Origin of the sequence: Acidovorax facilis, assembly GCF_050626955.1 — a bacterium.
Classification (GTDB): Bacteria; Pseudomonadota; Gammaproteobacteria; order Burkholderiales; family Burkholderiaceae_C; genus Acidovorax; species Acidovorax facilis.
Map to the genome: position 1 here is coordinate 4,701,462 of NZ_CP192460.1, position 13,574 is coordinate 4,715,035.

Here is a 13,574-nt window from a genome sequence, read left to right on the forward strand (position 1 = left end):
AGCCAAGTGAGTGGCTACAGGCGACTCACCAAACTTGGGTTGCGGCTGCTACTAGATTCTATGCGTGGTTAATAGGCACCAAGCAATCCGACCGACCAAGAAATCAAGCATGATCGTGCGGTAGGCTCGCACCATGGGTGGTTAGTAACCTTGGGAAAACATGCCTCATTTCGGCGAACATCTAACTTTCGATGGCTACGGCGGCGACCCGGAACTCCTGGGAAGCGAGTCAATAGTACGCGATGCGATCGTCACCTTAGTGGAGGCGCTTGGCATGACCGTACTCGGAGGGCCGGAGGTCTACTTCGCCAGCCCAACCGGCATGAAGGATAGCGGTGGATGGACGGGCTTTGTTGTCCTTCAAGAAAGTCATATCAGCATTCACACGTTCTCAGCCCAGGGCTTCGTATCGGCGGACGTGTACACATGCAAGAACGGGATAGATGCGGACCTTCTTCGACACATTCTTTCTTCAAGCTTCGGGACAACCACTCACGATGTGACCGTGTTGAAGCGCGGGCTGAGATTTCCGGGAACCCAAAATGGGTGGTAGCGCCAGTCTTTGGCTGGCCAATACTCCTGAGCCATGTGAGCGCCTGCAGTCGATAGGTGATCGGCGGCAGCGCCTGCTTGTAGCCGAACTCCGCAAAGCCCGTTCTTCCTCAGTCCGCAATGCAGCTGACGTAGCAGCGTACTGTCGATCCGCTTTGACCACAATGGGCAAGTCTGTAATCCTCTCACAACCCATAGGTTGTAAATCGATTGGCGATGTGGATTCGCGAGCATTCTGGCTGTCGGAATGAGCTCGACAAGTGTGCAATGTTGCTGCCGTGTGTCCACTTTGCCGCCGACCGATAGTCAACTTTGGGCCGAGACCGCCAGCTCGTCGCTCGCAAGAGCTGTCCTTGCCAACCCACTGTTCCGGGAGTGTGGTCGTCCCAGGCCCGAGTGTCGGCGAATGGCAGTTCCCGGCGGTCCAGCAGTCGCTCAGCCGGCGAACCGTTCAATGACCGTTGCCGCCGGCAGCAGCCATTGGGCAGGGATTCTGGGTGACATCAATCAGCCTGAAGCAGAAAGAGCCTCTCAGACTAGCCTTGCGATCACAAAGTCGCCATGCACATTTTCTGTTGCCTAAAACTGTCCTCCATCTAGAGTGCGGCCTTAGGAGGGAATATGCACGCCGCAATCGACACGACAGCCGTGCATAGTCACGAGTCATCGCTTTCAGTGCGTTCTATCGCGCGTCTTGTTTCAGTCGCTGCGGGTGTTCTGGTTCTCTCGAATTCGGCCATGGCCTTCCAGATCGCCCCCATGGGCTCAGCCTTTGAATCCAAGTTGACCAACGAAAAAGAGGACTCTCTGGCGAAGGTGGCTGAGCGCCTGGGTGTCCTCATCAAGGGCCGCGTCCATGAAGAGATCACCCAGATTGGGATGGGCTGCCCGATAGAGTCCGGCACCCTTGCGCAAGACGTCAGCTGCAGCTCCCGGGATCTGCCCTTTGCCACGCCTTATGTCATCTACGGTGTTCGTTGGAACGATCTCCCCCCGTTCAAGCTTTCACCCGATGAGGGCAACTGCACCTACCTGGGCAAGTCCTGCAACGTGTCCCAGACCATACGGTTCTCCACGCAGCCGCTGTGTTGGTACTGCCTCTTCAAGGATGCGGAGAAGAAAGCCCAGACCCAGCCGATCGTTGGGTGCAGCAAGACCAAGGGTAGTCTTCACGGCAATGTGATGACCCGCTCGCACTTCGGCGACTTGCAGTTCCTGCATGCCATGGCCAGTGAAGAGGGTGTTCACCCTGGTGCGACCCGCGCCAAAGTGCTGGATTGGCTGGAGTTCGCCTGGAAAGTGTCCTCGCGCGAAATCAAGCCCGATGCCTTTCTTCGAGACATCGACAACGCCACCCTGAAGGAGCACTTCGGATGCACACAGTGGCGGGTCTCGGACCTCTACATCCTCGGGCGGCAAGACAAGCTGCTTCCGTACTTGCACCACGTGGCATTCGGCTCAGTGCTCCACACGGTCCAGGACTCGTTCGCCGGAGCCCATGCCTCGCGAGAGAACTCACAGCCAAGTGGCATGTGTCAGGGCACTGACCTTACGCAGCCCAGGCGGATCGTGGAATTCCACACCTATGGCGCTCAAGACGGAAGCCTGCATGACGAGCAAGACAGCCGGGAAGCCATGACGCGCGTAAGCGCTGCAGACAGGTGGCCAGATGCGGTGGAGGCCACGCGCAATCTATCGCGCTTCTATGAAGTCCGCGCCCAATGGAGCGAAGTCCAGCCCTACATGCAGTGTCTGTTCGAACTGGCGGACGAGCGCAATGACTCGTCACCAGGAGAGCAGTACCGCCGCCGCTGAGTGCATGGTGGGGCAGACCAGACCACCGTCCACTGCTTACTGCGGATTGAGCAGTGCGAGCGCCTTGCGCTTACCCAGCTTGAGCACTTCAGCAATGCGCTCCAGTTGCGCTGACCGTGGATGAACATGACCCGTCTCCCACTTGTAGACGGACAGCGAGGAAGCACCCAGCAGGTGGGCCATCTGCTTCTGTGTGATACCGAGCGCCGCGCGTTTGTCGATCAACACCTGAGCATCGAACTGGATCTGCTTTGACTTCTTGGGAGTGGCCTTTTCAACGATCACACTGGCTTTGGGTGCATCCGTTGCTTTGACCTGCCGTTGAGTCGCTTTGAGCTGTGAGGTCAGCGCCTTGACCTCACGTTTCAGTGCCGCGATCTCCGAGCGGTGGCCAGTGATTGCCTTGCGCATGCCCTGAAGTTCAGGTTTGAGCTCCTTGCGGGCCATGCGAACAACTTCAGCGCGAAAGGCATTAGAAAACGTATTCATAGGCCCAATGGTAACTTTGCCGCCTCATCGCGCACTTGGGGGGCAGACGCATCGCCGAATCGCAAACGTTCTTCGTCCCCAAAAACAAAACCGCCAGAGGCCTGATCCCGTGGCGGTTTGTTCCGGTGGAGGTCGAACGAGCGGTACTTACTTCCCAGCCTTGTCCGCCTTGCGCTTGGCAGCCTTGGGATCCACCACGGCCTTGAACTTGGCTCCGGCCACAAACTTGGGCACCGTGCTTGCAGGGATCTTCAGCGCGGCACCGGTCGAAGGGTTCTTGCCCGTGCGTGCTGCACGCTTTGCCGACTTGAAGGTCCCAAAGCCCACGAGCTGCACGGCATCGCCCTTCTTGACGGCGGTCTGGATGGTATCGATCAGCGTTTCCAGCACCGCATTGGCTGCGGTCTTGGACAGATCATTCTTGGAAGCCAGGATTTCAACGAGTTCTGCGCGGTTCATAGATGCTCACGTGTAGAGGTTGGAAAGGACCGATTTATAACGCCACCGCAGACACAGCCCTTGCGACCACTCACTGCTGCAGTGCACTTCTTGGCAAAAACTCCACGCCCGTGCGTTTGACCAGCTCCTGATAGCTGATCGGCCGCCCCACCGTCTCTCCTTCCCGATTCTGTTGCCAGTGCGCCCAAGCCTTGTTGGTTGTGGCGTCATAGACCAGCTTGTACAGATAGGTCGGAACCTTCACCCCATTGGCCCCAATGCGTGGCCCCGCATCCGTGAACACCGGCCCGGTGATCACAAACACATCCCCCTTGGCCCGCTTCACATAGTGCCGCGTGTCCTGCTCGATCTTGTTCCAGGCGCCCCCGTTGTGCTGGGCATTCTGGGGAACCATGTTCGCGAGACTGAAGCTCTGCGCCATCGCCGTGGGCGTCGGCATGTCTCCCGCAGGTGCCATATGCCCACGGCTGTATCCGGAGTTCTTGTAGTCCTCCAGCTCCGCCCGCTCGCCACTGGGCAAACGTGCATCTGCAAAGAAGCGCTTGGCCCGCTTCTCGTCCGCATCCTCGATGAGCCTGCGGTTCAACCGCTGGGCCACAAACACCGGTGTCTTGGTGGTGCCGGAGTGCAGCACCGCAAAGGCCTCATAACAAAGCTCGCGCAGCTGCGGCCGGGGTGTGATGGCCGGTGGTGTGCCATTCGCAAAGAACTGCGGGCATTGCGCAAAGGAAGTGGGCTCGGGCGTGAGCAGGGCTGCGCTGTCGAACTGCGGAGACCGGGCCCAGGAAAGATTCGGGAGAGCAACGCTGGCAAGAGTCAGGGCCAGCACAGCCGCCAGGCGCACACGGCCTGGCCAAGAGAAGAAACGATTCACAGAAGAGACGAGCGAGTGGAACAAAACGGAGCCCGATTGGAGCACCGTTCATCTCTCGCCTCTGGCCCGAATGCTCGGATCCCGCAGGGTTTTACAGCTGCTTGCAGAGATGGGGCCCACAAACAGAAAGGGCTCCCAAAGGGAGCCCGATCTTCCTGCCCGCCCCTGCGGTTCAGTTAACACTCCCCATGGCAGCAGCACCCGCAAATGCAAAGTGCCACCGCCATGGGAAGTCCCGCAACTGCTTCTATCCAACTCAAGCAGTTGGTCTACCAATTACATGGCGCTGAATTCGCCGTGGGGGATCTGGCCGGTGCGCAGGGCTTCCGCAGCCTGGGCACGCACGGCAGCGCGGTCAGCGGTGCTCTTGTAGGTCACGACGCGCGAACCAGCTGGCTCGATGCTGCGGGTCTGGGCCACGGTAGCGGCTTCGGCTTGCACTTCAGCGCGGGTGCGGTTCGTTTCAAACTTGGTGGCGAATTGCGAAGCATCGGCTTCGTCAGCGTAGGCGCCAAAAGAAGCGAAAGCGGCAACAGCAGCGACGGAGAGGAAACGGGCGGTCTTGTTCATGATGGAAATCCTTGGAAGTTAAAAAGCGTCTCAAAAAAGCCGGGTCAAAAAACCATTCCTGAACCGGGTTCGGTGAGTCGCCTTGCGGGTTCGGCTCATCGATGGGATGAACTGTACGCCGATAGTGTTCAGAGAAAAACCACCCAGTCGCGAACTAACTGTTCCAGTATTGAAAACAATCTTTCGGTGCCTTCCTATGCTTTGTTCGCCGCCTTCAAAGCCAGTAGTTCGTTGGTCCCGCCGCTCCACAGAAGTCGCTTCGGCTTGACCATCCTGCTGAAGGACAGGGTCAAACCACGCCGCCGTGTTTGAGAGCAACCAGAAGCTCCTTGACCCGCTTCGCACCGTACCAGGACTGCGCCACTCCAATAGAGTCTCACCTTCCAGCATCGCGAACCCACGGCGCAACCAGGCTGAGGCGGCAGCGGGCGATTCAAAGGTGTCCTCTGCCTCGCGTTGGAGCTGCAGAAATCGCAGCACGCATTCTGCGGAGTGCAATTGACAAAAGGATGCGGGTTAATAGCAGTGCTCAGTGTGAAGCATTCCATCGAAGCCCAAAAAGTGATGGGCGTGATTTGTCCTATTTCGTTTGTCAATGGAGTTCGTCGCATTGGTGGAAAGGCTACGTCGCTACCACGGGTTAGGTTTTGCCCCACTCCCTGTAGCAATCCATGGGACCGTCTCCAGGTCTTTCCGCAAGTAGACGGTCTGTCTACAGTTCCCCAGCGCAGGTCCTGCAATCGGTTCAATGACGTCGTCGGTAAGTGCCTTGATTACGGCGCGAGAAGAACGGCCCAATGACTTGGCCACATTGGCGACCAACACGTAGTCAGTGTGAAATTTTTCAAGCGACCTTGCGCTTACGCCTTGGGCCTGCCGACGACCGCAGGTGTATATCTCGACCTCTAGGAGGCCGAGGTTCACCAGTGCATATGCCACCTCCTGCTTCACACCCAGTCGGACAGCGACATCGGGGATAGGCAAGATGGTGCTCCGCTGGCCTCCATACCTTTCTATGAGGTGATCGCGATGGAGCAAAAGCCCTGCCAACCCAACAGAGTTGGTGTGTCGGCCGACAGGCTGGAAATCTCGGGCTTCGACGTCCCTTAGCAAAACGCAGAGTCGCTGCTCATCCAGGGGGCCATAGCGCAGCAGTTGATCCAAAGAAATTGTCCAGGAAGGAACTGTGTCGTGCTCGGCCAATGCGCCGAGCATTTCAGTCCACTTGTGAACCCAATCCCTTGGAATGAGCCACGGAGTGCCATGCAAGGTTGACTTCTTGGCATCAGCACAGATAAACGGCAATAGCCTGCTCAATCGTTGGCGCTTTACCCCCAAAACCGAAGATGCTTCCGCCAAGCAGACGTCGTCGGTTCCGGCGCTGACCAAGGCTTGGATATCCGCCTGACGAATCATCACAAACTCGCGTCCTGACGCCGTGGTTCGCCGTGCCGATTGAAGCTCTTTTTGAGCTACCAGGTCCGAAATCCGCTGTTTGGATAGACCAGTTTGGGACGCGGCCGCCGAGATCGGTACCCAGTTCAACCTTGACCACAGAGAGTCAGGCATCCGAAGGTTTCGTCGGCCCATCGCGCCGGACCAATGACCAGCGATGTAGTCCTCGAATGCCGCGCGCACCCAGTCGAACTCCGGGTCTTTGAAGGTCCCGTAAAGTGCGCGGTAGAACCCACCAAAGACGCCTGGCAATCGCCCCGAGTTCGCGTGACCTGCGGCCAGTTTGCTCTGGCGCTCCAGCATGTGGTGAAGCCCTGCTGGCCAGGTCGCCAGCATCTCGGCCGCGACAGTGCTTACCGTCCAGGAGACATCGAGAGCTTCTGCTGTAGCTATCTTCTGCGGTGCCCGCGCATGTTGGGGAGAGCCGTAAACGCCAAGCAATCGGACCAACCGGCTGCATTGCTGTGGGGACAGCCGCTTGAGCTCCGGCATTTCCGTTTCCGGAAGGCCTAGTACCAGCTGTTCCAAGGATTGACTCAATCGAACAACTGCTTGGGGCGCGGCACTCGATGGAGCATCACAGAGATTGGCGTTGCATCGGCAACGTGTCATGGATGGCCGATGCCACGTACCTGGGTTGCCGCATTGGTGGCAAACGTCCACGAGCCAACTTCCGCAGGTCGTGCACGCATCTGCAAAAAGCAGCTCCCAGCCTACACGCCCAAAGCCGTGATCGCCCAGGCATCGCGGACACCAGCGGGCTCTGCGATGGAGCCACGCAGCTTTGTCTGCTTGCAGACAAAGCCAACGCAGACAGAGCTGCGTAGCGGTTGGGTCATCCTCGACTCCGTACATGTCCTCTTGCTCAATCGCACTGAACGGCAACATGTTCGAATCAGCCAGCCTCATCCTATAGCTGCTAGGGCCCTCAGCCTCTAGCGGGGATGGTCGCAACAGTAAGCTGGTCATACGTCGCCTCTTCAACACGCTGTTCGATCAGGTCAGAGCACGAAGATTGTTGAGCTCGACATGGTCTGTGCACTTGCTTTAGTCGGGTGATAGTCCATCCCCTTGACTGCAAGCGAGGTAGTAGCCAGCCCGGATTGCATTGGCCATTTCCAAAAGATGGAACAGGCGCATCGGGGTATCAGTCAATCTCTGCGACTTCAAGCGATGGAAGTTGTTGATGGATTCACGGAAAGAAATCTCGACCTGAACGGACCACAGGGTTTCCCACATCACTGCGCCTCGTGTTTCTATATCGGCGAGCGATCTTCCGCAGAAGCAACGAGTGAGCTCTGTTCGCCTCCAATAGAGCTTTCCTTTGCACTTGTCGCACTGATCCACGAGGCGCACACCGTGCCTTCCACACGCGACGTACGATTTCAGTTCCCATTCACCGCGACACCACGGCTGCTCGGCGAGGCAGCGTGGACACACGTTGCGGGTGCCGGTGCGTATGGCGGAAAAAGGCAGCTGATCCCCTCCAAGGCGGGAGAACGATGGCTTCATAGATCGTTTCACAGCGAGAATTGGTGCAGGCGTCAAGCGACGGCGGAGTTCAAGGCTCAAATCTAGATTTCGATCTCCAAGAAGACTCAAAAACGAATGCGCCAGAGCAAGCGGATTGCCAACATAAAAACGTGGATATGCGTTTGCTTCAGCCGCCCTGTACATGTACGCAAGTAAGCTTTCTGTCTCTTCAAGAGGCGGAGTCAACAGCAAGATTGGGATGCATGTTTCCATCACTTCTTCCGCTTCCCAGACCCGGATGCAGCCCTTGCGCGTTGGCTAAGGGTGTAGGCGGTAGGGTCATCCCAGATAAAGAATGGCTCGTTTGCCTGATCCAACCGACGCGGTGTGATGGTCGGATTGAATGGATTGAGTGCGTCGGGAACATCTGCCCAGATCTGGACCTTGAACGCTTGTTGCAGAGCTTTGTAGTCCACAGTGGGGTCCGGATCACCAGCCGAGGCAACCACGAGTTGATCAATTAACTTGACTACGTAGTCGATCAAGCCGTTGGTGGCGAAGTGAAAGCGCATTGCCACATCGGAATCGCTCAAATTCAATCCCTTTTGATAGGGCATGAGTGACTGCAGATGCTGAAGAACGCTTCGGAAGGTGAGTTGTTCCTCGGCTGTAGTGAATCCGAACTCCGCAAGATGTATCGGAGAAGAGAATCGACGCCTGAGTTGTTCGTTGGAATTCAGCGCAGAAATTGCCCGTGGCAAACCAAAGAGCGCGACGGGTACACCGCATTCGTTGATGAGGTTTTTCAGCCAGTCGGTCACCCGTCGATATTCGGTTCGCTTGCTGTCGCAGAAGTGATGAAATTCATCAATCAGAAACAGTTGAATCTCGCACTCCCTCACGAAATGCATGATGCGCTGGGTTTTCACGGCGGCTGAGCCACGTGCCGCTGCCGGGTCGCCTAGGGCTACCAGTACGGCTTCTGTGAACGAACGGACTGTGGGAGCCTCGGGCGTAACCACCTTCAGGATGGGAATGACAGTCTTCCGAGGAGTGGTTTGGCGTGGAAACTGCTGCAGGTAGTACCGAAGGACAGTTGATTTTCCGCAGCCGCTCTGGCCGTGGATCAGCAGTGCCGCAGGGACCTTTGCGAGCGTCCATCTTTCGTGCGCTTGAGCGATAGCTCGCACAACCTTCGTAAAGCTGCCGTGTTCAATAATGCGATCGCGCACCGTGAACATGTAGTGGGTCTGGTCCTCCGGGTTTGCATTGTTTGCGAGGCCAAGCATGCGGAGTTTTTCAAATTTACTCATGCCATCTCCAGGCTTTGTGTACTGATATTGAACTTAGGAAGCAACGTAGACTGAGCTAGGACGGGAAGCGGTGGAGCTTTATCCAGAATCAACGGCTCGAGCGCCTGATCCATGGCGTCGCTTGCACGGGCTGCGGTTGCCGCATCGCTGTCCTGCATTGAGAAGGCTGCAGCCTTTTTGCGGTTGGCAGTTTTGTGGCTGCGTAACGTGTCGGCGATCATTTGCTGGATCTCTGCCTTGGCTTCGCGCAGCTGCTGCTGGGTCCATTCATCGCCAAAGCGTTTGACCACCTGCCGCCGCACGAGCAGGTGAGAGTGACGGTTCAGACCTTCGCAGTACTCTTGGTCATTCGCCGGAACACGGATGTACTCGTCCGCATCTGGCATGAGTACGTCGACGTACGAAATGTCGTGTTCATAGACCCGGATCTGGACCACAAGCTTTTCGCGCGAGCGTTCAAGAAGCGAGCCAAGGGTGGGAGAGTTGTAGCGAACATGGTCGTACTCAACCCCGTAGTGAAATAGCGTGCGACTAGCGATTTGACCGACCATCAAATCAAGCTGTCTCGGGTATGCAGGCAAATCAAAGGCTCGTTTTCCTTCGAGTTCTTGCCAGACAGATAAGGGTGTTTTTCCCTGCAAACCTTTGTGGGGCGTGCAGTGATAGACATCCACGATCCACTTCACAAGGATGTGGGTTACGGTGTCGATGTCCAAGGCAGCGGTTTCTTCCGACGGATAGTCGCGCCTTTCGTCAACACAGTGAAAAACGGTCCCAGGCATCTGATGAAACAAGTCCCTGCTGAGGGTGCCGAAGACTCGCTCAATCGCACCTTTCAACTCAGGATGCGCAGCTGGGCAAAATTGAATCTCGATTCCCGTTTCCAAACCGAACAGATCGACAGCATCGGAGTGCAGATCCATGCCGTTGTCCACCACGACTTTTCCGGGTAGACCGCGTGCGGGCCAGGGGTTCCTGATTCCCTTGATGGATCCGACCAGCTCATCCTTGGGGCGGATTGCCATGCGCAACGCATATAGAACCGAATAGGCGGAGGGCGCATGAAAGCTGATGTAGAAGCCCATGATCATGCGGCTCTTGCGATCAATCACCAAGGTGAGCCATGGGCGACCTAAGACCATCCGCGTGATGCGGCACACGACGAGGACATCGAGAGGCGTATGGTCGATCTCCCATCGCTCCAAAATGTCTTTGACCTTCAGCGTCCCTGTGACAATTCGGAGTTCCCGTTCTGTGTAGGAGCCACCCTCTCTAGCCCTGTCCACTACAGCCCGGTACAGGGAGTTGAGCCATCGGTATATGGTGGACTTGGACGGTGGCTTGAGCTGTTGATCAGGCGGCAAGCTACGGTTCATTCGCGCGAAGCGGTCTGCTACGCCCTCCGCCACTGCCTTGCCGGGCATCCGCTGCTTGTTCAAGAAGACTTCGTTGACCACTTCTTCGAAGACGCTGTATTGGACCGGGTCCGTCTTGAAATGGTTGCGGCAGCGGCGGTCCACTAATTTTGAAAAGCAACGGGTCGCCCGAAACGCAGTCCACCACCGCCACAACGTGGACCAATTAGGAGGTGTCTGGTCGCCCTGCTCCAAGGCTATGACCTGTATAGCTTTGGTGAGGCGCTCCGGATCGCAAACAAAGCCCTTGGGCGCTTCCATCATGAGCTTCTGCGCTCGGTTCAGGTATTCGAGCTTTCGCTTTACCTCTGTTTGCTGCTCTGATTTGAGTGAACGAAGATCTTTGGGTGTTGCTAGGTAGATGAGCTCTTTAGTCGGTCCAAGTGACGTTTCGTCGACCTCCCAGGTCGCATCGGACCAACGGCGATACACGTCTTGCTCCGTGAGGACTTCGATGTCGCCCGAGTCTTCGTGTTCGAACTGCAATTTGGAGGTAGCCGTACGCTTGAGAAGCGTCCAGATCTTCGTGCCCTGCAGGAATCGAAGGCCCTTTCTAAAGGAGAAACGCACCATCGCCGGCCTCCTTGTTCAGTGCGGTCCATACCTTGCTCTCTGGAGTGAGCTGCAGCTCAAGATTTGTCCGCAGCTGGCCGCGCGCGATGAGCGCACGGACCATTTGTTCGTCGCCCAAAAGTACCGATAGCTCCGCCGTCGTATAAAGCCGGTGGTTACTCAGACCATTCACGACTGAATGCACGCTCGTGTCAATCCGGACGGCTCTCGTGGCCTTCCATAGCTCTTCTAGATTGGTGTGTAGCGGCTCCCGGCGAATTTGGTCCTCGCTGAGAATTCGATAGCTGCGTCCTTGCTCGGCGAACCGAAGGGCGATCAGTTCGAGCTTTCGCTTGATCTTGGTGCGCGAAAGATCAACTTTGCGCTTCACTTCGATCCACGCCTCGCTTCCGTCGGCGAGGCGGAGCAAGAAGTCTGGATAGCAGATGCGGATTTTTCCGCATTCGTCGTAGTACGTCTCTTCGCTCGGCTGTTCCTGGTACCACGCAATGAGCGGGTGCAACTCGAACAGCAGCGCTGCATCTCGCTCAAGAGGCGTTTCCCAATGAACCTGCTTTTGCAGTTTTTTGCTGGGAAACTTTCCCCGGATGCCGCGCCCGCTGCGGGTTATGACTTTTCTTGCTCTCATGTTGTTCTTTGAGGAATGGTCGGGCCCGCCCCTGTGAAAAGTGAGGGGCAAATGCCGTTGAAATAAATGAACTGGACTGCGAACCGCCGCCTTTCTATGGTCGTAGGCCGGGGTCGCAGGGTGTCTGGTGACGGCGAAGGCCGTCTCAGGTCATTGGTTTGCAGTCATGTTTTCTCTCCACTGCGCCGGAAGGGCGCGCACCTAGTCACCGCCGCTGTGCGGCGGACGAAATTGGGCTTCTGAGGGGAGTGGGAGAGCAGTACGTAGGCGCGAGCTGGCCCGCAGCGCTCGCGCTTGACAGCGCGTCTGTACGTTTAGACAATGCAGACAAGCAGAGCCATTTGCTTGCACGTCAAAACGCCCCGCTACCGCGTCAACGGTTTCGGGGCGTTGTGCTTTCCCAGCTGGCAGTTACGGCGACATGCTGGGCTCCTTGAGAGAGATTGGTTGTTTCATCATTGCGGGGAAGGCAGCCTTGGGCTGCCGAGAAATGAATTTATGACTGTTCGGACTGGCTGTCTGCCAAGTCGGTCATAGGTGGGGTGTGAGCAAACCGAAGTTCATCGGCATTGCCAAGCAGACCGGGTTTTAGACCCAGTAAAACGGCGATTTCGTGGCTTTGACCTCGGATGGCAGCCTTGCGTCCGGCAAGGATTTGATAGGTCAATTGGGCGGAAACGCCGCGCACACGTGCCCACTCGCTCACGCTGATCCCGCGTTTCTTGAACTCAGCACGCACGTCAGCAACAGTACAAACTGGTACGATCTGGGTCATTATGGGCAGAGAAAATATGAAAACGGGCAAAAATGTTCTGAATTCAGGACACCATATCAACCCGCCCGGCTGCGTCAACTCCCAATCGTTCGGGAGCCGGCTGAGAGAAGAGCGAGACCGCCTGGGGCTAAGTCAGACGCAGTTCGCCGAAGTCGGTGGTGTTGCCCGTACCACTCAGCACATCTATGAAACCGACATCCGCTCCCCCGACGTGGCTTACTTGGAAAAGCTACGTGGAATTGGTGTCGATGTCTCCTACTTGGTCAGCGGCTCTCGACAGGTGGCTGCCGGTAGCGACAAATTGATGGTCAGCGGTCTAGCGTTGCTGAACATCTATCGGATCGTAGATGAGTTCTGCGTGGATGAGGATGGCGAGCCTCTGCCACTCGAGATTCGAGCTCGCTTCTTTCAACTCTTGTGTGCGTCGCTCAAGGACAAAAGCAGTCAGGACCAGAGCTTGGATTCATTGCGCGATGAGCTGCGCAGGCTGACGGGCACTTGATGATGGCTGTTGCTTCTAGATTGAAGGATGCGGCCAAAGGGTTTCTTAAAGCGCGGGATCGCTTCTGGTCCGGCGTCTGGTGGACAGAATGGCAGATTCGGCGCAATGAGAAAAAGCTGGCAAATGCTTTGGAGGAGTTCGGTGAGGACTCAATGCCTGTGCGTCAGCTCACTGAGCGGCATCGCAAGCTAGTAAAAGGGGCCAGATATTGGAGACCTTCTGATCCTGTAGTTATGCGCGTCCTGGAGGCTAGCGAACGGGCCGGGGCATCCAGGTCTGACCTTCGAGTGCTGGCTCTGAACCGAGATGTCGTTCGCGTCAGCGACAAGGTGCAGGTTCGTCGTGGTTGGGGCTACACGCTTCTCGCGATGTCTGCTCTGGGGATTTTTCTGGCAATTTGGCTGATGCTGATGGCCCAAGTCGTCTCGTCACCTGCTAGGTGGGAGGTCAGGGCCGCCGTTGCTGGAGGGTTGACGTTCCTCTTTTGGCTGATCTGGCCCGGATGGGGCTTGTATACGACTCGTGCGCTTGACGCTGCAGCGAGCGCGGGCGAAACCATTGAGCGCCTTGGGGAGCAGCACAACGTCGAGAGTGCTACTGTCATTTCAATGCAAGAGCAGCGTCAGCATCAACGTTAGCTCTGCAGCGATTCTCACTAACGCGTCTCTTCACAAACGGATG

General features: G+C 56.9%; 14 protein-coding genes. 4 read left to right on the forward strand and 10 right to left on the reverse strand.

The genetic code is table 11. From position 1 onward, the window contains the following. Positions 1-160: 160 nt before the first annotated feature. Together ACQ4MJ_RS21580 and ACQ4MJ_RS21585 are read left to right on the forward strand one after the other, a co-directional pair. Positions 161-553 carry an S-adenosylmethionine decarboxylase family protein gene (locus ACQ4MJ_RS21580; protein ID WP_431151318.1) on the forward strand — a complete coding sequence of 131 codons (393 nt, stop codon included), beginning with the start codon at positions 161-163 and terminating at the stop codon, positions 551-553. A gap of 620 nt (positions 554-1,173) precedes the next feature. Next, a complete protein-coding gene (locus ACQ4MJ_RS21585; protein WP_431151317.1) occupies positions 1,174-2,367 on the forward strand; it encodes a hypothetical protein in 1,194 nt (397 codons plus the stop codon). Positions 2,368-2,403: 36 nt separating this feature from the next. Here the strand turns inward: ACQ4MJ_RS21585 and ACQ4MJ_RS21590 are convergent, their stop codons facing one another. The 10 genes from ACQ4MJ_RS21590 to ACQ4MJ_RS21635 form a co-directional block, all read right to left on the reverse strand. Next, entirely contained in the window at positions 2,404-2,856 is a 453-nt protein-coding gene (locus ACQ4MJ_RS21590; protein ID WP_431151316.1) for a helix-turn-helix domain-containing protein, read from the reverse strand. 147 nt (positions 2,857-3,003) lie between these two features. Beyond that, positions 3,004-3,315: an HU family DNA-binding protein gene (locus ACQ4MJ_RS21595; RefSeq protein WP_056057356.1), complete on the reverse strand. Its 312-nt coding sequence runs from the start codon at positions 3,313-3,315 to the stop codon at positions 3,004-3,006. Between the two features lie 70 nt (positions 3,316-3,385). Further along, positions 3,386-4,189 (reverse strand): DNA/RNA non-specific endonuclease, encoded by an 804-nt coding sequence (locus tag ACQ4MJ_RS21600; RefSeq protein WP_431151315.1) that lies wholly within the window; start codon positions 4,187-4,189, stop codon positions 3,386-3,388. A gap of 276 nt (positions 4,190-4,465) precedes the next feature. Further along, positions 4,466-4,759, reverse strand: coding sequence for a DUF4148 domain-containing protein (locus ACQ4MJ_RS21605; RefSeq protein ID WP_431151314.1), 294 nt, complete (start codon positions 4,757-4,759; stop codon positions 4,466-4,468). A 630-nt stretch (positions 4,760-5,389) separates the two neighbouring features. Then, positions 5,390-6,706: a hypothetical protein gene (locus ACQ4MJ_RS21610; RefSeq protein WP_431173677.1), complete on the reverse strand. Its 1,317-nt coding sequence runs from the start codon at positions 6,704-6,706 to the stop codon at positions 5,390-5,392. Positions 6,707-7,261: 555 nt separating this feature from the next. Then, entirely contained in the window at positions 7,262-7,960 is a 699-nt protein-coding gene (locus ACQ4MJ_RS21615) for a TniQ family protein (RefSeq protein WP_431151312.1), read from the reverse strand. After that, a complete protein-coding gene (locus ACQ4MJ_RS21620) occupies positions 7,960-9,000 on the reverse strand; it encodes a TniB family NTP-binding protein (protein WP_431151311.1) in 1,041 nt (346 codons plus the stop codon). Before ACQ4MJ_RS21620 ends, ACQ4MJ_RS21615 begins: the two co-directional genes overlap by 1 nt. After that, positions 8,997-10,988 carry a hypothetical protein gene (locus ACQ4MJ_RS21625; RefSeq protein WP_431151310.1) on the reverse strand — a complete coding sequence of 664 codons (1,992 nt, stop codon included), beginning with the start codon at positions 10,986-10,988 and terminating at the stop codon, positions 8,997-8,999. Before ACQ4MJ_RS21625 ends, ACQ4MJ_RS21620 begins: the two co-directional genes overlap by 4 nt. Beyond that, positions 10,969-11,616, reverse strand: coding sequence for a TnsA endonuclease N-terminal domain-containing protein (locus ACQ4MJ_RS21630; RefSeq protein WP_431151309.1), 648 nt, complete (start codon positions 11,614-11,616; stop codon positions 10,969-10,971). Before ACQ4MJ_RS21630 ends, ACQ4MJ_RS21625 begins: the two co-directional genes overlap by 20 nt. Before the next feature lie 496 nt (positions 11,617-12,112). After that, positions 12,113-12,391 (reverse strand): hypothetical protein, encoded by a 279-nt coding sequence (locus ACQ4MJ_RS21635; RefSeq protein ID WP_395457196.1) that lies wholly within the window; start codon positions 12,389-12,391, stop codon positions 12,113-12,115. A 16-nt stretch (positions 12,392-12,407) separates the two neighbouring features. Between ACQ4MJ_RS21635 and ACQ4MJ_RS21640 the strand changes: the two genes are divergently transcribed. Further along, complete coding sequence (locus tag ACQ4MJ_RS21640; RefSeq protein ID WP_137745952.1) at positions 12,408-12,893, forward strand: helix-turn-helix domain-containing protein; 486 nt, start codon at positions 12,408-12,410, stop codon at positions 12,891-12,893. A 2-nt stretch (positions 12,894-12,895) separates the two neighbouring features. Further along, the gene (locus ACQ4MJ_RS21645) at positions 12,896-13,531 is read left to right on the forward strand and encodes a hypothetical protein (protein ID WP_431151308.1); all 636 of its coding nucleotides are present in this window, start codon (positions 12,896-12,898) and stop codon (positions 13,529-13,531) included. Positions 13,532-13,574: the final 43 nt, after the last annotated feature.

Bases quoted from the DNA above. Each gene is read 5' to 3' on its own strand.
- ACQ4MJ_RS21580 (WP_431151318.1), top strand. From the start codon at position 161: ATGCCTCATTTCGGCGAACATCTAACTTTCGATGGCTACGGCGGCGAC.
- ACQ4MJ_RS21585 (WP_431151317.1), top strand. From the start codon at position 1,174: ATGCACGCCGCAATCGACACGACAGCCGTGCATAGTCACGAGTCATCG.
- ACQ4MJ_RS21590 (WP_431151316.1), bottom strand. From the start codon at position 2,856: ATGAATACGTTTTCTAATGCCTTTCGCGCTGAAGTTGTTCGCATGGCC.
- ACQ4MJ_RS21595 (WP_056057356.1), bottom strand. From the start codon at position 3,315: ATGAACCGCGCAGAACTCGTTGAAATCCTGGCTTCCAAGAATGATCTG.
- ACQ4MJ_RS21605 (WP_431151314.1), bottom strand. From the start codon at position 4,759: ATGAACAAGACCGCCCGTTTCCTCTCCGTCGCTGCTGTTGCCGCTTTC.
- ACQ4MJ_RS21610 (WP_431173677.1), bottom strand. From the start codon at position 6,706: ATGCCGGAGCTCAAGCGGCTGTCCCCACAGCAATGCAGCCGGTTGGTC.
- ACQ4MJ_RS21615 (WP_431151312.1), bottom strand. From the start codon at position 7,960: ATGGAAACATGCATCCCAATCTTGCTGTTGACTCCGCCTCTTGAAGAG.
- ACQ4MJ_RS21620 (WP_431151311.1), bottom strand. From the start codon at position 9,000: ATGAGTAAATTTGAAAAACTCCGCATGCTTGGCCTCGCAAACAATGCA.
- ACQ4MJ_RS21625 (WP_431151310.1), bottom strand. From the start codon at position 10,988: ATGGTGCGTTTCTCCTTTAGAAAGGGCCTTCGATTCCTGCAGGGCACG.
- ACQ4MJ_RS21630 (WP_431151309.1), bottom strand. From the start codon at position 11,616: ATGAGAGCAAGAAAAGTCATAACCCGCAGCGGGCGCGGCATCCGGGGA.
- ACQ4MJ_RS21635 (WP_395457196.1), bottom strand. From the start codon at position 12,391: ATGACCCAGATCGTACCAGTTTGTACTGTTGCTGACGTGCGTGCTGAG.
- ACQ4MJ_RS21640 (WP_137745952.1), top strand. From the start codon at position 12,408: ATGAAAACGGGCAAAAATGTTCTGAATTCAGGACACCATATCAACCCG.
- ACQ4MJ_RS21645 (WP_431151308.1), top strand. From the start codon at position 12,896: ATGGCTGTTGCTTCTAGATTGAAGGATGCGGCCAAAGGGTTTCTTAAA.